Source organism: Streptacidiphilus sp. PAMC 29251, assembly GCF_054208735.2.
The window spans coordinates 6285596-6303239 of sequence record NZ_CM135725.2; the positions used below are offsets into that span (position 1 = coordinate 6285596).

At 71.3% G+C, this 17644-nt stretch carries 14 protein-coding genes and 1 pseudogene; 10 read left to right on the forward strand and 5 right to left on the reverse strand.

What is annotated here, in order from left to right; translation table 11 throughout:
• Positions 1 to 4 precede the first annotated feature (4 nt).
• The 3 genes and pseudogenes from rfbB to ACXKR8_RS30055 all read right to left on the reverse strand — a co-directional run bounded on the left by rfbB (position 5) and on the right by ACXKR8_RS30055 (position 1799).
• Positions 5 to 1011: pseudogene (rfbB, locus tag ACXKR8_RS30045) on the reverse strand (dTDP-glucose 4,6-dehydratase).
• Between the two features lie 117 nt (positions 1012 to 1128).
• On the reverse strand, positions 1129 to 1626 hold the full coding sequence (locus ACXKR8_RS30050; RefSeq protein WP_458267700.1) for an ATP-binding protein: 498 nt from the start codon (positions 1624 to 1626) through the stop codon (positions 1129 to 1131).
• On the reverse strand, positions 1623 to 1799 hold the full coding sequence (locus ACXKR8_RS30055) for a hypothetical protein (protein ID WP_458267701.1): 177 nt from the start codon (positions 1797 to 1799) through the stop codon (positions 1623 to 1625). Before ACXKR8_RS30055 ends, ACXKR8_RS30050 begins: the two co-directional genes overlap by 4 nt.
• 215 nt (positions 1800 to 2014) lie before the next feature.
• Here ACXKR8_RS30055 and ACXKR8_RS30060 point away from each other — a divergent pair, with 215 nt between their 5' ends.
• A complete protein-coding gene (locus ACXKR8_RS30060; RefSeq protein ID WP_458267702.1) occupies positions 2015 to 3352 on the forward strand; it encodes a hypothetical protein in 1338 nt (445 codons plus the stop codon).
• 441 nt (positions 3353 to 3793) lie between these two features.
• Here the strand turns inward: ACXKR8_RS30060 and ACXKR8_RS30065 are convergent, their stop codons facing one another.
• A complete protein-coding gene (locus ACXKR8_RS30065) occupies positions 3794 to 4294 on the reverse strand; it encodes a hypothetical protein (protein WP_380516577.1) in 501 nt (166 codons plus the stop codon).
• A 308-nt stretch (positions 4295 to 4602) separates the two neighbouring features.
• On the opposite strand from ACXKR8_RS30065, the gene hemL reads away from it, so the two are divergent.
• From hemL to ccsB, 5 genes are all read left to right on the forward strand, one after another.
• The gene (gene hemL, locus ACXKR8_RS30070) at positions 4603 to 5934 is read left to right on the forward strand and encodes a glutamate-1-semialdehyde 2,1-aminomutase (RefSeq protein ID WP_458267703.1); all 1332 of its coding nucleotides are present in this window, start codon (positions 4603 to 4605) and stop codon (positions 5932 to 5934) included.
• A gap of 221 nt (positions 5935 to 6155) precedes the next feature.
• Positions 6156 to 6806 (forward strand): histidine phosphatase family protein, encoded by a 651-nt coding sequence (locus ACXKR8_RS30075; RefSeq protein ID WP_458275113.1) that lies wholly within the window; start codon positions 6156 to 6158, stop codon positions 6804 to 6806.
• 110 nt (positions 6807 to 6916) lie between these two features.
• Complete coding sequence (locus ACXKR8_RS30080) at positions 6917 to 7573, forward strand: TlpA family protein disulfide reductase (protein WP_458267704.1); 657 nt, start codon at positions 6917 to 6919, stop codon at positions 7571 to 7573.
• The gene (gene resB / locus ACXKR8_RS30085) at positions 7570 to 9387 is read left to right on the forward strand and encodes a cytochrome c biogenesis protein ResB (protein ID WP_458267705.1); all 1818 of its coding nucleotides are present in this window, start codon (positions 7570 to 7572) and stop codon (positions 9385 to 9387) included. Before ACXKR8_RS30080 ends, resB begins: the two co-directional genes overlap by 4 nt.
• A 5-nt stretch (positions 9388 to 9392) precedes the next feature.
• Positions 9393 to 10547: a c-type cytochrome biogenesis protein CcsB gene (ccsB, locus tag ACXKR8_RS30090; RefSeq protein WP_458267706.1), complete on the forward strand. Its 1155-nt coding sequence runs from the start codon at positions 9393 to 9395 to the stop codon at positions 10545 to 10547.
• Positions 10548 to 10580: 33 nt separating this feature from the next.
• On the opposite strand, the gene ACXKR8_RS30095 is transcribed toward ccsB, so the two are convergent.
• Complete coding sequence (locus tag ACXKR8_RS30095) at positions 10581 to 10856, reverse strand: hypothetical protein (RefSeq protein ID WP_458267707.1); 276 nt, start codon at positions 10854 to 10856, stop codon at positions 10581 to 10583.
• Between the two features lie 412 nt (positions 10857 to 11268).
• Here ACXKR8_RS30095 and ACXKR8_RS30100 point away from each other — a divergent pair, with 412 nt between their 5' ends.
• The 4 genes from ACXKR8_RS30100 to ACXKR8_RS30115 all read left to right on the forward strand — a co-directional run bounded on the left by ACXKR8_RS30100 (position 11269) and on the right by ACXKR8_RS30115 (position 17639).
• On the forward strand, positions 11269 to 11880 hold the full coding sequence (locus tag ACXKR8_RS30100) for a hypothetical protein (protein ID WP_458267708.1): 612 nt from the start codon (positions 11269 to 11271) through the stop codon (positions 11878 to 11880).
• Positions 11877 to 12911, forward strand: a complete 1035-nt coding sequence (locus ACXKR8_RS30105) for a hypothetical protein (protein ID WP_462099914.1) — start codon at positions 11877 to 11879, stop codon at positions 12909 to 12911. The genes ACXKR8_RS30100 and ACXKR8_RS30105 overlap by 4 nt, the downstream gene beginning before the upstream one ends.
• A 183-nt stretch (positions 12912 to 13094) precedes the next feature.
• Positions 13095 to 14174, forward strand: a complete 1080-nt coding sequence (locus ACXKR8_RS30110) for an acyltransferase family protein (RefSeq protein ID WP_458275114.1) — start codon at positions 13095 to 13097, stop codon at positions 14172 to 14174.
• Positions 14175 to 14291: 117 nt separating this feature from the next.
• Positions 14292 to 17639 carry a sacsin N-terminal ATP-binding-like domain-containing protein gene (locus ACXKR8_RS30115; protein ID WP_458267710.1) on the forward strand — a complete coding sequence of 1116 codons (3348 nt, stop codon included), beginning with the start codon at positions 14292 to 14294 and terminating at the stop codon, positions 17637 to 17639.
• The last annotated feature ends 5 nt before the right edge of the window (positions 17640 to 17644 follow it).

Here is a 17644-nt window from a genome sequence, read left to right on the forward strand (position 1 = left end):
CGGCTCAACCCTCCAGAGCTGCGGGGGAGGCCAGTTCGAGCTGGGCGGCGGGCTTGCGCAGCAGCGGCGCCCATCGGTCGGGGTTGGTGCGGTACCACTCGACGGTCTGCGCCAGCCCCTCCTGCAGGTCGTGCTGGGGTCGGTAGCCGAGTGTCTGCACGGCCTTGGAGCAGTCCATCGAGTAGCGCAGGTCGTTGGCGGGCCGGTCGGGGATGTAGGTGACCGCCTCCCAGGTGGCACCGCAGGCTTCCAACAGCATCGAGGTCAGCTCGCGGCCGGTCAGGTCAGTTCCGCCACCGAGGTTGTAGACCTCGCCGGGAGTGCCGTAGCGCAGGACCAACTCGACGCCGGCGCAGTGGTCGGCGACGTGCAGCCAGTTGCGCACGTGCTGGCCCTGGCCGTGCAGGGTGACCGGTTCGCCCTTCAGTAACCGGGTCACGAACAGCGGGATGATCTTCTCGGGGTGCTGGTGGGGGCCGTAGTTGTTGCTGGAGCGGGTCACGCACACCGGCACCCCGCTGGTCTGCCAGTACGAGAGGGCGATCAGGTCGGAGGCGGCCTTGGACGCGGCGTAGGGGACCGACGGTCGCAGCGGAGCGTCCTCGGCGGCCGAGCCGGTCAGCAGTGGACCGTAGACCTCGTCGGTGGAGACGTGGACGAAGCGGTCGACGCCGTGGCGCTGGGCTGCGTCCAGCAGGGTCTGGGTGCCCATGACGTTGGTGGCCAGGAAGGTGCCGGCCGTGTAGAAGCTGCGGTCTACGTGTGACTCGGCGGCGAAGTGCACCACCGCGTCGTGCTGCTGGACCAACTGGTCGACCAGTGGGCGGGCGAGGATGTTGCCTTCGACGAAGGTCAGCTTGGGGAGAGGAACGCTTCGCCCAGGTTGTGGATGTGCCCGGCGTAGGTGAGGGCGTCCAGGACGGTGACCTGGCCGATGTCGTCGGCGGTCAGGAGGCGCTTGACGAAGTGAGAACCGATGAACCCGGCTCCACCGGTGACGAGTACGTCCATGATGGTGAGCCAATCTGACAGGGCCGGAGATCGTCCGGCCGACTGTGGTGCAGCGATAGAAGGTCCGGAGGATGGGCCGGAGTCGGTCCCGCGGGATGTTGGCTCTGGTCTCCTGGCTCAGATCGCGGCGTTGACCCGGTGGGGGTTGGGGCGCGCGGCACGGATCAGAGAGTCGAGCAGTTGGCGGCGTCGGGCAGCTCGCGGTTGGTCGGGCAACGGCAGCGCGCCCCAGACCCGCTTTCCCTTCACGGTTGGGCCTGTGCCCCAACGGCCTGCGGTCAGCGCGTCGACCAGGAACAGGCCCCGACCGCCTTCCGCTTGCTCACCTGCACGGCGCACCGAGGGCTGGTCCCGGTTGCCGTCCAGGACCTTGACCATCACCGTCTGCTCGTTGATTCCGACGTACAGACCCACCGTTACCAGCGGTCCGGGGTCGTGCAGCACCGCGTTGGTGACCAACTCCAAGACCAGCAGCCTGATGCTGTCCTCGCAATCCGGATCCAGGTAGATGCCCCAAAGCCGCAGCGAGGCCACCGCCCGGTCCCGGGCGATGCCCACCGCGGCCGGGGTCGACGGCAGGAGCCACCGGGTCCCGTGCGTCGCCGGGCCGCTCATGAAGTCGGCTCGCTGGCGGCCTCGGATGCCTCGGCTCCCATCCCGTCCGCTGCTTCCGGAGACTCCTCCCAAGGCGACCAGGTGACAGCAGCCAGCCGCTCCCGCGCCTGGCAGACCTGGTCGTTGTGCTCACGTCGCGGCAACGGATCGAGGGAGATGATCGGTGGGTACATGCGCGCTCCTGGCGGACGTCTTTCCTCGGCTTGGGTGCGATGCTGGAAGGGACGAGTCGCTGTCTTCGCCGCTTCCGCACCGCACGCCTGGGGCTGTCGCCCGGCCAGGGGGTTATCCCTCGGAGGGCTGACACCCATTGAACGGGGGTACACAGAGCGGGAGAACGGAGGAGACTGCGGAGATCCTTGAAAGCGTTGAAAGTTCGGGGGTTGTCATGGCAGCACGAACCCGCACGCCCAACACGGGACTGGCCCGCCTCATGTCCGAAGCAGGCTGGGGCAATGGGCAGTTGGCCCGCGCCGTCAACCGCGCCGGACTGGAATCAGGGCTCGACCTCAACTACGACGAGTCGGCCGTCTCGCACTGGCTGACCGGCACCATGCCCCGCCGGCCGGCCCAACCGGTCATCGTGGAAGCCCTCTCCCGCAAACTCGGCCGACCGGTCACCCCCTACGAGGCGGGCTTCGGCAGTCGCGCCGACGCCATGCCTGAGACCGACGCCGTGGCCGGGGTGATGGACCTCGGCCAGGCCGACATGGACCCCTCCCGCCGAAGCGTGCTGGCAGCCGGGATGTACTCGGCAGCGCTCATGGTCCCCGACTACAGCGAGCTCTCCGGCCGCCTGGAGGCGTCGCGGACCGGGCGCACCACCCACATCGGGGCCGGCGAGGTCACCACGGTCCGCACCATGACCGACCGCATCGCCGACATCCTCGACGAGCTCGGCGGTGCCCACGCCCGCCCGATGGCTGCTGCCTTCCTGGTCAACACCGTCGGCCCCTACCTGAAGGCCTCCGCTACCGAGCAGGTCAAGGCCGACATGCTCGCCGCCGCCTCCGACCTGGTCTACCTCACCGGCTGGATGGCCATGTACGAGAAGGCCCACGGCCTGGGCCAGCAGTACTACGTCCAGGCCCTCAAGCTGGCAGCCGCCGCAAAGGACCACGTCACCTACTGCCGCACCCTGCGCGGGATGGCCCTGCAGGCGTCCAACCTCGGCTACGGCAGCAAGGCCCTCCAACTCGCCGACTCCGCCGCCGAAGCAGCTCCCGCCGCCGGTCCCCGCCTCCAAGCGTTCCTGTCCGGACAGCAGGCCCACGGCGCCGCCATGGTCAAGGACCGCCACCAGGCATTCGCCCGGCTCAGCGAAACAGAGACCGCCCTGTCCAAGGCCGACTCCCGGCGCGACGCGGTCGGTGGCTACGACGAGTCCGCCTTCCAGTTCCACACCGCCCACGTGCTGTACGAACTCGGCGACCTCCCCGGCTCCATCACGGCCCTCCAGCAGTCCAACCGGGTCCGCCCCGCCCAGGAGCGCCAAGGCCGGGTCCACGCCAACGGCCTCCTCGCCCAACGCCAGCTCGAACTCGGCCACGTCGAGGCTGCCTGCGCCACCTGGCAGACGTTCCTCGACGACTACGCCTTCGTCTCCTCGGTCCGCGGCGACGACCACTTCCAGACCATGCGCAGCAGCCTGCGGCCGTACCGGCAGAACCGCGCCGTCCGCGACCTCAACGAGCGCGCCCGCACCGTAGCCCAGCAAAAGGCGTAGCAGCCGCTTCTACGTCGGCGGGGGCCTGGGTGTGACTGAGCGGCTTCAGTTGGCGGCTCTGAGCGCCGCGGTTGACGGAGGGTTGCCCACCTTGGAACCCTCAGTCACAGGTGACTCGGGTGCGTTTCAGCTGACGCGTTGAGCATGGGCCGGGCAGGGTGTCTGCAAGGGTCTCCGCGTGGGCGCTCCGCAGGAGGCGTAGCAGAGGCTCCCAGGTCGCAAAGTCGTGAAGCGAGGACAACAGCGGCCTCCGTCGGTGCAGTGATCGTGACGGTGGCGATTATGGCCTCCGCTACCGACAGTCTCGAGAAGCGACCGGGCCAGGCCGAGGGAGAAGGCTCCGTCATCTGCACGCACAGTGCGCCGCGACCTGAGCAGCCCTCCCCGGACGGCCTGCCGGGCGACCCGCTGACGATCATCGCCCGGCAGCGAACCCGCAGCTCAGGGCCACATCAGGCAGTACAGCTGGTGTCCCGCGTCGTGCAGTCGGTTGGCGAAGTCCTGCCACTCGTGGAGCATCTGGTAGATGACGAAGGCGTCCCGCGGCCCGCGGCGGTCGGGGACGGTGGACCAGATGAAGGCGGCGGTGCCGAGTTCGGCCTCGTCGGCCTTGCGGAGGGGTTCGACGACGGTGTGGGGGAGCTGGAAGACCGCGTAGTCCGGGTGGAGCACGATCAGTTCCAGCGGGGGGACGGCGGAGAGCGGGATGCCCTGGATGCCGGTGAGCACCATCGCGCTCATCGTCTCGGGCTTGATCTTGGTGGAGAGCCCGCCGCTGAAGGTCTCCTCGGAGCCCTCGCGGCCGTCCTGGCCGAACAGCTCGCCCAGGCGGCCGAGCGTGCCCAGCTCTCCGGCGTCCAGGCCGAGGCCGTCGCGGCCCAGCGCGGTGGGCACGCGGGCGGCGGTGGCACGGTCGGGAGCGCCGAAGTACTTGTACGTCACCCCCACGCCGCCACCACCTCTGTTTCCACCACGGCCGCTGCCACCACGCCTACGCGAAGCCCTCGCTGCACCCTCGGACCCTTCGCGCGCCTCGGACACCACGACCATCCTTACTGGCAGTCATCGATTTGCCAACAGGCAAAAGGTGCGCGGCCGTCTGATCCCACGCGAAACGCCGTCCGCCGAGTCCCTTCGGCGGGCGGTTGAGCACTGCGGCCCGATCATCGTCCCAGATGATTGGGCGGGACATGCCGAAGGACAGGCTGCGGTTTGGTGAAGATGGCGTTTGAAGATGGTGGTTTGAGACCATGTGCTCTGTGAGCTATCCGTACGAAGCACCCGAGTCCCAGTCGTTGTTCGAGCGCGCCTCCGCGGTGACCCCTGGCGGCGTCAACTCCCCGGTCCGAGCCTTCCGGGCGGTGGGCGGCACCCCCCGCTTCATGGTGTCCGGCCAGGGCCCCTACCTCACCGACGCCGACGGTCGCGAGTACGTCGACCTGGTCTGCTCCTGGGGCCCGATGATCCTCGGCCATGCGCATCCCGACGTGATCGACGCCGTGCAGGCGGCGGTCGTCCGGGGCACTTCCTTCGGCACCCCGGGTCTGGGGGAGGTGGAACTGGCCGAGGAAATTGTGAGCAGGGTCACTCCGGTTGAGCAGGTTCGCCTGGTCTCCTCGGGCACCGAGGCGACCATGTCGGCGATCCGCCTCGCCCGCGGCTTCACCGGGCGCGCCAAGATCGTGAAATTCGCGGGCTGCTACCACGGGCATGTGGACGCACTGCTCGCCGCCGCCGGTTCCGGCCTGGCCACTTTCGCTCTCCCTGACACTCCGGGCGTCACCGGCGCCACCGCCGCCGACACCATTGTCCTGCCCTACAACGACCTGGACGCGGTCCGGGCCGCCTTCGCCGCCCACCCCGGCGAGATCGCCTGCGTGATCACTGAGGCGTCGCCCGGCAACATGGGCGTCGTCCCGCCGCTGCCCGGCTTCAACGGCGGCCTGGCCCGGCTCTGCCAGGACAACGGCGCGCTGTTCATCTCCGACGAGGTGATGACCGGCTTCCGGGTGTCCAGGGCAGGGTGGTACGGCCTCGAGGCAGCCGCCGAGGGCTGGGCCCCCGACCTGCTGACCTTCGGCAAGGTCATGGGTGGCGGCTTCCCGGCCGCGGCCTTCGGCGGACGCGCGGACGTGATGGGCCACCTCGCCCCCGTAGGACCGGTCTACCAGGCCGGGACGCTCTCCGGGAACCCGATCGCGACGGCGGCCGGCCTGGCCCAACTCCGGGGCTGCACCGACGAGGTGTACGCGACCGTGAACCGGGTCGCCGACGAGGTGTCCGGGCTGGTCGGCGCGGCCCTCGCCAAGGAGGGGGTGGCGCACCGGGTGCAGAAGGCCGGAAACATGTTCTCGGTGTTCTTCACCGCCGACGAGGTGACGAACTACGACCTGGCGCGGAGCCAGGAGTCCTTCCGCTTCACCCCCTTCTTCCACGCGATGCTGGCCGCCGGGGTCTACCTGCCGCCGTCGGCGTTCGAGTCCTGGTTCGTGTCGGCGGCGCACGACGCCCGCGCGATCGAGCGGATCGCCGACGCGCTGCCGGCCGCGGCCCGCGCGGCGGCGGAGGCGACGGCTCCGTAAGCAGAGGCAGGCGGAGGCAGGCGGGAGCAGGCGGGAGCAGGCAGAGGCAGGCAGAGTCACGCGGAGGCAGGCAGGACAGACAGAGAGCGGTGTCGCCCGGTCCCGGGAAACCGGGCTGGGCGATACTGGCAGCACGTCCGTCCGAGTCCGAGCGGTCATGCGCAGGGGTACGAAGAGGAGCAGCACAGGTGAGCAGTCCCGAGACCACCGTCGTCCACCTCATGCGGCACGGCGAGGTGCACAACCCGAAGGGCGTGCTCTACGGGCGGCTGCCCGACTACCACCTCTCCGAGCTGGGCCGGAAGATGGCGGACCGGGTCGCCGACCACCTCAGTGGCCGGGACATCACCCATGTCGTGGCCTCCCCGCTGGAGCGCGCCCAGGAGACCGCCGCGCCGATCTCCGCGATCCTGGGCCTGGAGACCGCGACCGACGAGCGGCTGATCGAAGCCGAGAACATCTTCGAGGGCAAGACCTTCGGGGTGGGCGACGGCGCCCTGTACAAGCCCGAGTACTGGAAGTACCTGACCAACCCGTTCCGCCCGTCCTGGGGTGAGCCGTACATCGAGCAGGTGGTGCGGATGATGGGCGCGCTGGGCGCGGCCAGGGACGCGGCGCGCGGGCACGAGGCGGTGTGCGTCAGCCACCAGCTGCCGGTCTGGATCACCCGCAGCTTCGTCGAGCACCGCCGGCTGGCCCACGACCCGCGCAAGCGGCAGTGCTCGCTGGCGAGCCTGACCAGCTTCACCTACCACGGGGACAAGATCGTATCGATCGGCTACAGCGAGCCCGCCCGTGACCTGCTGCCGGCCCACCTCACCGGCAAGGGCCGGAGGGGCGACTTCCCGGTCGCAAAGAGCTACGGCGCCTGACGGTTCGTTCGATTGTGACGGGTTTACTGTCGCGGCAGGTCAGAGGGCCTGCCGCGGCGCGATCTCGGGGCCGGTGAAACCCCTCAAAACACCCATGCGAAACTCTTCACATGCGTCTCCGCCAGAGCCCCCACCGGTCCTCAAGCCGGTCGTCCGGTCGGTCCTCCGACCAGATCTCCCACCGGTCCGCCCGCACCGCGGTCGCCGTGCTGGCCGCCGCCTCGGCTCTCGCCCTGGCCGGCTGCTCCGCCTCGGGGGGCTCCAGCGACAGCGCCAACACCAACTTCGTCAAGGGCACCGGGCTGGTCGACACGGTTCCGGCGAAGGACCGGTCCGCCGCGATCGACCTTTCCGGCAAGGACCTGGACGGCAAGCCGCTCAGCCTCTCCGCGTACAAGGGCCAGGTCGTGGTCCTGAACGTGTGGGGATCGTGGTGTGCGCCCTGCCGTGCCGAGGCGGCCGACTTCGAGTCCGTCTTCAAGGCCAACCAGGCCAAGGGCGTGCAGTTCGTCGGCCTCGACTCCCGGGATCTGCAGATCACCCAGGCGCAGTACTTCGCCAAGGACCACAAGCTGACCTACCCGAGCTTCTATGACTCCTCCGGTGAGCTGCTGCTGAAGTTCCCACCCGGGACGCTGAACCCGCAGAGCATCCCCTCGACGCTGATCCTGGACCGTCAGGGCCGGGTCGCGGTGCGGGCGCTGACCGCGCTGACCGGCGAGCAGCTCACCAAGATCCTCAACCCGGTAGTCGCGGAGAAGCCGTGAGCCACGAGCAGGGCCCGCAGAACGAACAGCACGAGCAGAACGAACAGAACGAGCAGCGGGAGCAGCACGAGCAGCGGGAGCTCGCCGCCGCCGGGCGGCTCAGCAGCGCGCCGATCGAGGAGCGCGGCGACGGGCAGGGCGCGGACGGCGCCCAGCCGGGCGCGGTCGTCGGCATCGGCCTCGTCGGCTGGCTGCGCTGGGGCTGGCGCCAGCTCACCTCCATGCGGATCGCGCTGGTGCTGCTGTTCCTGCTGTCGCTCGCCGCGGTCCCCGGCTCACTGGTGCCGCAGACCTCGGCCTCGCCCGCCAATGTCGAGACCTGGCACAAGGCGCACCCCGGCTGGGCGCCGCTGTTCGACAAGCTCGACATGTTCAACGTCTACAGCTCGTTCTGGTTCTCGGCGATCTACCTGCTGCTGTTCATCTCCCTGGTCGGCTGCATCATCCCGCGCACCTGGCAGTTCGTCGGCGTGCTGCGGGCGAAGCCGCCGACCGCTCCGCGCCACCTCGGCCGGCTCCCGGTGTACGCGACCTGGCGCAGCAGCACGGACGCGGACGCGGTGCTGGCGGAGTCGGGCCGGCTGCTCGGCCGCCGCCGGTTCCGGGTCGCGGCGCAGGGCGGCGCGGTCAGCTCGGAGAAGGGCTATCTGCGCGAGGTCGGCAATCTGCTGTTCCACATCTCGCTGGTGGCGATGCTGATCGCCTTCGCCTTCACCAAGCTGGCCGGCGGCATGGGCACGGTGATCGTGGTGGAGGGGGACAAGTTCAGCAACACCGTCACCCAGTACGACGACTTCGAGCCCAGCGCCTTCTACACCGCCAACGACCTGAAGCCCTTCCAGTTCCGGCTGGACAACTTCCAGGCCACCTGGCAGACCACCGGCAGCCAGCTGGGTACCGCCAGGACCTTCGCCGCGCACGTCACCTACTGGAACGGCAGCGGTGACGGCAACGGGACCAAGGGCACCATCGAGGTCAACCACCCGCTGGAGATCGGCGGCAGCAACGTCTATCTGACCGCGCACGGCTATGCGCCGGTGCTCCAGGTGACCAACGCCAAGGGCGAGGTCATCTTCAACGGGCCGACGCCCTGCCTGCCGCAGGACGCCAACATCACCTCGATGTGCGCCTTCAAGGTGAGCGACGGCTATGTCGACGACAAGGGTGCGTCGACGCAGGTCGGACTCACCGCGATCTTCGCGCCGACGATGGCGGCCGAGTCGACCTTCACCACCCAGGGCCCGCACTCGATCTTCCCCGACCTGCTGAACCCGGAGTTGGCCCTCTCCGCCTTCCACGGCGACCTGGGCAACAACGCGGGTGACCCGCAGAGCGTCTACGCCCTCGACACCACGCATATGAAGCCGTACATGGTGACCAATGCCAGCGGCAAGTCCGAGCAGCTGAAGGTGCTGCTGAAGCCCGGGCAGCACTTCGCGCTGCCGAGCGGCGGCACCGTCACCCTGACCGGCGTCAAGCAGTGGGTGAACTTCACCGTCTCCAGCAACCCCGGGACGACGGAAGCGCTGGTGGCCGCGATGCTGGCGATCCTCGGCCTGGTCGGCTCGCTGTTCGTGCAGCGCCGCCGGATCTGGGTGCGCGCGGTGACCGGCCCGGACGGGGTGACCACCGTCGAGCTGGCCGGACTGGCCCGCAGCGAGTCCTCGCGGATCGCGGAGGAACTGGCCGAGCTGGCCCTGGCCCTCCAGGACGTGGCCCCGGCCGACCACGAAGACGCCGATGCTGACGCTGACGCTGACGAAGCGTCCGACGACCCTGAACTCACCTCCACCTCCCTCTCCAAGGAACGATGAGTGTGATGAACCTCGCAGCCGCAGCGGCGATCAACACCAACCTCGCCACCATCTCCAACGTCCTCATCTACTCCGCGATGGCGGTGTACCTGTTCGCGTTCCTCGCCTACACCACCGAGTGGACCTTCGGCGGTCGCGGCCGGGTCGCCCGTGAGTCGGCCGCGCTGACGGTCGATTCCACCGCGACCGAGACCGCGACCGAGGCCGCGACCGAGACGGCCAAGACGGCCGCCGCGCCCAAGGTCGCGGTCACCGTCACCCGGGCGAACGGCGGCACGGCGACGCTCACCCGCACCGTCGCCGCCAGGGCCGGCAAGGTCGAGGTGCTCGCCCGCGGCGACGAGGCCCCGCCGGTCGACGGCGTGGGCGCGGCCGGCGGCGACGAGCGGGCGGACCGGCTGGGCCGGATCGCGGTCAGCTTCACCGGCCTCGCGGCGCTGCTCCAGTTCGGCGGCGTGGTCGCCCGCGGCGTCTCGGCGGGACGCCCGCCGTGGGGCAACCTCTACGAGTTCACCTGCGCGCTGACCCTGGTCGCGGCGCTGCTCTTCCTCGGCCTGCTGTTCAGCGGACGCGACGTCCGCTGGCTCGGCCTGCCGCTGACCTTCGGCATCCTGCTCGGGCTCGGACTGGCCGTCACCGTCCTCTACACCGCCTCCGAGCAGCTCGTCCCGGCCCTGCACTCGTACTGGCTGTGGATCCACGTCTCCGGGGCGATGATCTGCGGCGGCGCCCTCTACGCGGGCGCGCTCACCACGGTGATGTACCTCTGCCGGGACTTCCACGAGAAGGCCGTCGCCGAGGGCCGCAGCAAGGGCGGCCGCTGGGCCGACATCTGCGAGCGGATGCCCGCGGCGGCGACCCTGGACAAGCTGTCCTACCGGATCAACGCCTTCACCTTCCCGCTGTGGACCTTCACGATCATCGCGGGCGCGATCTGGGCCGAGGCCGCCTGGGGCCACTACTGGCAGTGGGACCCGACCGAGACCTGGGCCTTCATCACCTGGGTCGCCTACGCCTGCTACCTGCACGCGCGGGCGACGGCGGGCTGGAAGGGGCGGAAGGCGGCGGTGCTGGTGCTGATCGCCTTCGCGTGCTTCCTGTTCAACTCCTACGGCGTGAGCATCTTCATCAACGGCATGCACTCGTACGCTGGGCTGTAGCGCCTCTCAGCACGGAGTCAGGGGCTGCGGCGCTCACTGCTGGCGGCCCCGGCTCCGGTGCCGGATCCCGAAGGCCAGCGCGACCCCGGTCGCGGTGAACGCCAGCGCCCCGCCGGCCAACGCCCCGGTGTCCTCCCCGGCATCGCCTCCACGCGCGGTCGGCTGGGCCTCCACCGGGGCCGCGGCATGGGCGCTGCGCGGCTCCGCGGCGTGCGCTGCCGAGGGCAGCAGGGCGGTTCCGCCGGTTATCGCGGCCGTGAGGAGCACGGACGCGACGGTGATGGCACGGGTGCGGGTGCGGGTGGACAAGACGAACCCCCTGGGCCTGGGTGCGGTGAACAGCAGCGTCGGTGCTGAGGTCTGTTGTAGTGGGTTCAAGCACTACAGGAGAAGCCTGTCAGACGAAGATCCTGGGCCGATCCTTCCGCTGTCACGGCCAGGCAACAGCGGAGCGGCCCGGCAGGGGAGCGGTTGGCGTGTTCGAGCCCTGGTGTCGGGCGGCTCGTTCGTGCGACCATTTTTGCGGGACGGCGGAGGCGCGAGGGTGCCGAGTTCCGCCGGTACGGTGGCCCTGGGTCCCAGGGTAGCCGTGTGAAGCACAAGGCTGGTGTGTTCACTCCGCACAGCCGGGGGGAGTAGGCGCCGCAGGCGGTCGTACCGGGGGGTCGACCGTCCGCTGACTGGGCCACCAGCCATACCGGAACCCCTGGTGTGCGACGACATGAGTGCGTTCAGGAACCTCCGCGATCACTTACGACTCCAGGTCCTGAGGGGCCTGGCCACGCTCGCACATGCCGAGATCAGCGATGTGTACGCGCTCGCCTTCCTCGTCGACAACGAGGACGACGATCCGCGCTGCCCTGTTCTGACCGTCCGCCACAACACCCATGCCCAGGTGGGAATCGCCCTGCCCGCGGCCGACGATCCGTTGGACGCCCGCTGGAACCTCGCGTACTGGCTCCCCGGCGAACTCGCGGTGATCGCCGACCGCGCCCGCGACCCGGCCGGAGCCGCCCTGCGCGAGTCCTGGGTCAGGGGGCTCGGGCTCTGGTACGAGGGCGGCCTCGGCGCCGACGGCAACCCCGCCGCCATCGGGCTGCTCGCCCTGGAGATCGAGAGCTGCTTCAACGGGGAATGCGTCCGGCTGGCCCGGGCCCTGCACTCCACCGGCTCGCTGGAGGGCGCGGTGGGGCGGCAGGTGCCCATCCTCGTCCCCGAGTGGGAGCACGCCGCTGGAGGCTCCGGGAAGACCCGGGCCGCCAACCCGGACTGGCTGGTCCGCGACTACCTCGCCTGGACAAGGCTTTCACGAGAGGACGGGTCGGTTCGATGAGGTGGACCTTCGGTCGGTTATGGGGCGTGGGAGTACTGCTGGTGCTCCTGGCGCTGACAGCCGCCGCCTGTACGGGAGTTGCCGGCAAGCAGGCCGGTTGCGGCGGGTCCGACTGCGGCGCCGGCGGCGCCGGCGGAACGGCAACTGCGACCGCGACTGCGACCACGAGCTCGACCGCCGCGCCCGGCCCCAGCGCCGGCCGGCCGGCCCCGGACCTCGCCTCCTGCCACACGCCCACAGCCTGCGGCTTTCCCGACGCGAGCAGCACCGGTCCACGGATCAAGCTGACCCCGCACCGCACCGGGGCGCTCTCCATCGCCAAGGACGGCATGGTGATCAAGGGCTGGGACATCACCGGCTCGCTCGACATCTACGCGAACAACGTCACCGTCATCGACAGCCGGATCACCTCCACCAACTGGTGGGGCATCAACCTCCGGCCCGGCTTCCACGGTCTGCGGATCCTGCACAGCACGGTGACCGGGGTGCCAGGACAGGGCCCGGACAACGGCGGTGAGGACTACGCGGTCTCCAACATGGGCGGCAGTTCCATCGAGGTCGACTCCTGTGACATCTCGGTGTTCAGCGACGCCCTGTCGATGGGTCAGGGAAATCTGCACGACAACTATGTGCACGACCTCGTCCCCTTCGTCGACCTGGGCGGGGAGTGGGCCCACACCGATGCCGTGATCAGCGACGGCGCGGGCTCCGGACAGTTGACCATCCATCACAACACGCTGCTGAACCCGACTCCGGTCGGCAAGGGCGGCACCGCCAGCGTCGGCCTCTACGCGGACACCGGCGCGGTGCTGAACACCGTCGTGGACGACAACTGGCTGGCCGGGGGCGCCTACGCGCTCTACGGCGGCGGCGACGGCGCGAGCGGGATCCAGGTCACCGACAACGTCTTCTCGGCCGAGTACCACCCCGGCAGCGGTTACTACGGGGCGGTCGCGCACTGGAACGCCAAGGGGATCGGGAACATCTGGCGCGGCAACCGGATGTCGAACGGCAAGCCTGTGAAGCCCTGAGAAAGGGACATTTCTGCACCAGGTGACCGACCGGGGGGTTGGCATGACCGAGGCATTGCCTGACACGGGTGCACCATCCACACCATCCAACACACCAACACTGTCCACCACACCACACCAGCACCAACACCGGCGCCGCCGGACTCCGGCCCGCGCCGGGAGCGGCTGCCCTCGCTCACCGGCCTGCGCTTCGCCGCCGCGTTCCTGGTGTTCGGCTTCCATCTGCAGATCGCCCACCTCTTCCCGGCCGGGTCCCGGGGCGACCATGTGCTCTCGCTGCTGTTCGGGCACGGGGCGATCGGGGTGTCGTTCTTCTTCATCCTCAGCGGTTTTGTGCTCACCTGGTCCGCGGACCCCACGGGCCCGGTCCGCCGGGTCTGGCGCAACCGGGCCGCGAAGATCCTGCCGAACCACCTGGTGACGGCGCTGGCCGCGCTGGCCGCCGTGGCGGCCGGTGCGGGGGCGGCGGCGAGCGCGGCGGGCGGCCGGGGCGCGGCCTCGCCTGGGGTGGTCGTCCCCAACCTGCTGCTGGTGCAGTCCTGGAGCCCGAACCCGGACGTCTACTTCGGGCTGAACACCGTCTCCTGGTCGCTGTCCTGCGAGGTGTTCTTCTACCTGCTCTTCCCGTTCCTGCTGCGCGGCCTGACCCGGCTGGACACCCGGGCGCTGTGGCCGGCCGCGATCGCGCTGACCGCGGTGGTCTGGGGCCTGCCGCTGGTCACCACCGGCTGGTCCGGGCCGACCGCCTACTGGTTCCTCTATGTGCTGCCGGCCACCCGGCTGGTGGAATTCTGCCTCGGCATGGCGCTGGCCAGGATCGTCGCCACCGGCCAGTGGGTCCACTTCCCGGCCTGGGCGGCCGGACTGCTGCTGGTCGCGGCGTATGCGTCGATCGGCTACCTCCCGGTGCGCCTCGGCTATGTGGCGGTGACGGTCGCCCCGCTGGCCCTGCTGATCCCCGCGCTCGCCTCGGCCGACGTCTTCGGGCGGCGCACGCTGTGGTCCACCCGCCGGGCGGTGCTGCTCGGCGAGGTCTCCTTCGCCTTCTACATGGTCCACCAACTGGTGATCCGCTTCGCCGTCAAAGCCCTGCACGTTCCCGTCACCGGCGCCCGGGACTGGTCCGTCCCGGTGGCGCTCGCCGTCCAGATCGCGCTCCTGGGCGCGGCCCTGACGGCGGCGGCGCTGCTCTGGCGGATCGTCGAACGGCCGCTCAACAACCGGCTCCGCAGCGCCCCGGCCAGGCCGTCCGCGCAGGTGTAGGAGGGCGCCGACCGGGCCGCGTGGCGCGCGATGTCGGTGGCAGCAGGGAGAATGCCCGCGTACGGTTCACAGCCTCGCCGGTCGGGTGGGGGTGGCGAGAGCGGGGAGACGACGGCCATGGATGCGCGGATTGTGGGGATCGTGGCGGACGGCAGCGGAGCGGCGGACCCGTTCCGGACGACCGGGCTGCGGCGACGGGTGCTGGAGGCCTGGGCGGCGTCACCGGCCCGGTTCCGCGAGGACGCCAACGCCGAGGAGGAGCTGGCGCTCGGCGGCTACCGGGACCGGCTGGTCGTCGAGCTGGCCCAGAACGCCGCCGACGCGGCGGCCCGGGCCGGTGTGCCCGGGCGGCTGCGGCTGACCCTGCGCGACGGGGTGCTCTGCGCCGCGAACACCGGTACCCCGCTGGACGCGCAGGGCGTCGAGTCGCTGTCCACGCTGCGGGCCTCGTCCAAGCGGGAGGAGGCCTCCCAGGTCGGCCGGTTCGGGGTCGGCTTCGCCGCGGTGCTGGCGGTGTCGGACGAGCCCGCGGTGCTCAGCGTGCCCGGCGGGGTGCGCTGGTCGCTGGTGGAGGCCCGCGATCTGGCCGCCGAGCAGCCCGCGCTGGCCGAGGAGCTGCGCCGCCGGGACGGCCATGTGCCGCTGCTGCGGCTGCCGCTGCCCGCCGAGGGCCGGCCGCCGGCCGGCTACGACACGGTCGTGGTGCTGCCGCTGCGCGACGCGGCGGCCGAGGATCTGACCCGCCGTCTGCTGGACGAGGTGGACGACGCGCTGCTGCTGACGCTGTCAGGCCTGGTCGAGGTGGCCGTCGAGACCGACAGCGGGACCAGGACCCTGACCCGGCGTGAGGAACTCGCCGCGCACGACCAGGACGGCCCCGGCGTGGTCGTCATCGCGAGCGAGGCGGGGGAGAGCCGCTGGCAGGTCGCCGCCGCCGGCGGCGCCTTGGCCGCCGAGCTGCTGCAGGACCGGACGGTCGAGGAGCGGCACCGCCCGCAGTGGTCGGTGACCTGGGCCGTCCCGGTGGACCCGGCCGGTCGTCCGACCAGCCCCAGGACCGCCCCGGTGGTGCACGCACCGACGCCGACCGACGAGCCGCTCGGCGTCCCGGCGCTGCTGATCGCCTCCTTCCCGCTGGACTCGACCCGCCGTCATATCGCCCCCGGCGCGCTGACCGACTTCCTGGTCGAGCAGGCGGGGGAGGTCTATGCGACGCTGCTGCGGCAGCGCGGGGCGGATGTCTCCTCGCTCGACCTGGTGCCGGGGCCGCTGGGCCAGGGCGAGATCGACGCCAAGCTGCGCCGCGCGGTCGTCTCCCGGCTCCCGGAGGTCCCCTTCCTGCCGCTGGCAGGACCCGACCGGCTCACCCAGCCGGAGGACGACTTCGGACTGCCTGAGTTGGGCGACGCGGGCCAGGAGCGTGAGGAGCGCACCGCCCTGCGCCCCCGTGACGCGGTGCTGCTGGAGGGGGCGGACGCGGAGATCGTGCGCGCCCTCGCCGACGTCCTGCCGGGTCTGCTGCCCGCAGGGCTGGAGCGGCGGCAGGAGCTGCGGACCCTCGGCGTGCGCCGGATCGCGCTGGCCGAGACCGTCGACCAGCTGGCCAACCTGGAGAAGGAACCCGCCTGGTGGCGCAACCTCTACGGCGCGCTGGCCGGCGCCGAGGCGGAGACGCTGGGCGCACTGCCGGTGCCGCTCGCGGACGGGCGGATGGTGACCGGCCCGCGCCGGGTGCTGGTCCCGGCCGGGGGAGAGGTCGCCGCGGAGGATCTGGCGCTGCTGGGCCTGCGCCTGGTGCACCCGGACGCGGCGCACCCGCTGCTGGAGAAGCTCGGCGCGGGCGTCGCCACCCCGCTCGGGCTGCTGGAGACCGCCGAGCTGCAGGCCGCCGTTCAGCGGTCGACCGACCTGGACGACCTCGACGAGGCCGAGGACGTCGCCGAGGCCGTGCTACGGATCGTCAGGGCGGCGCAGACCAGCCCCGGCGCCTATCCGTGGCTGGCCAGGCTGGCCCTGCCGGACGACGAGGGCGAGCTGGTCGCGGCGGGCGAACTGGTGCTGCCGGGCAGCCCGCTGGCCGCGATCGTGGACGAGGAGGACGCGGTCTTCCTGGACGACGACTGGGTGGAGCGCTGGGGCGCGGACGTGCTCCGCGCGGTCGGCGTCGGCTACGCGCTCGGCCTGGTCCGCGCCGAGGAGGTGGTGCTCGACCCGGACGACCTGGAGCGTCTTGACCCGACCGTCCCGGCCGACCGCGCGGCCGGCGGCGAGCCCACCGGACTGCTGGACGAGGCGCCCGAGGGCCTGGCGGACTGGGCCGAGGAGGTCGCCGAGCTGGTCGGCAAGAACGACGAATCCCGCGACGGCCGCGACCATGAACGGCAGGACTACGACCGCGGGGTGCCCGAGGTCCCGCCGGTCGCCGCCGAGCTGCTGGTCGTACGCGATCTCGACCTGGTCGCGGACGACGCCTGGCCGCAGGCCTTGGCCATGCTGGCCGCCCCGCCGCTGCGCGACGCCGTGGTCAACCCGGTCCGGGTGCTGCTCCCCGACGGCCGCAGCGCGCAGGTCCCCCCGTACGCGGCCTGGTGGCTGCGAGACCACCCGGTGCTGGACGGCCGCCGCCCGGCCGGGCTGCGCGCCGCCGGGGCCGACCCGCTGCTCCGCGGCCTCTACGAGGAGGCGCGGACCCGCCTGGACGCCGTCTTCCTGCACGCCCTGGGCGTGCGGACGACGCTGACCGCGCTGCTCGCCGAGCCCGACGGCCCGGACGAGGTGCTGTACCGGATGACCGACCCGGAGAGCGAGGTGTCGCACCGTCAGCTGCACGGCCTCTACACCGCGCTGGCCTCGGTCGACCTCAGCCGGGTCGCCCTGCCCGAGGAGGTGCGCGCGCTGCCCCCGATGGAGCCCGAATCTCACCGTCGCCCGGCCGGCACGGTCGTGGTCGACGTCTCCGAGGCGGTCGTCGCCGACGCCCCGGACCTGGTCCAGCTGCTGGACGCCTTCCCGCTGATCATCGTCGCTCCGGCGCTGGCCGGGCCGCTGGCCGAGCGGCTGCATGTCTCGCTGGCCAGCGAGGTGGCCGGCGGCCGGGTGCTGAGCGAGGGCACGGTGCACCTGGTGCCCGAGGTGGTCCGGGAGCTGCTGCCCGGCTGCCCCGAGGTCTACGAGGAGCACGACGAGCTGCTGGTGGTCGGCCCGGACGGGCAGGACGCCGCGGTGGACTGGCGCTGGGACGCGGACAGCGAGGCCCCGGAGCACCCGGACCCGGCCGAGCAAGGCAGCGCGGACGAGTTCGCCGCGCCGGTCCCGCACGGTGCGCTGCACGCGGCGACCCCGGAGGGCCTGGCGGCCGGTCTGGCCTGGGCGGCGGGGCAGTGGCACCGCCGGTTCGAGGTCCTGGCCGTGCTCTCCGACCCCGACCGCGCCTATGAGCTGAGCGCGGCCAGGGACTTCGAATAGGCCGT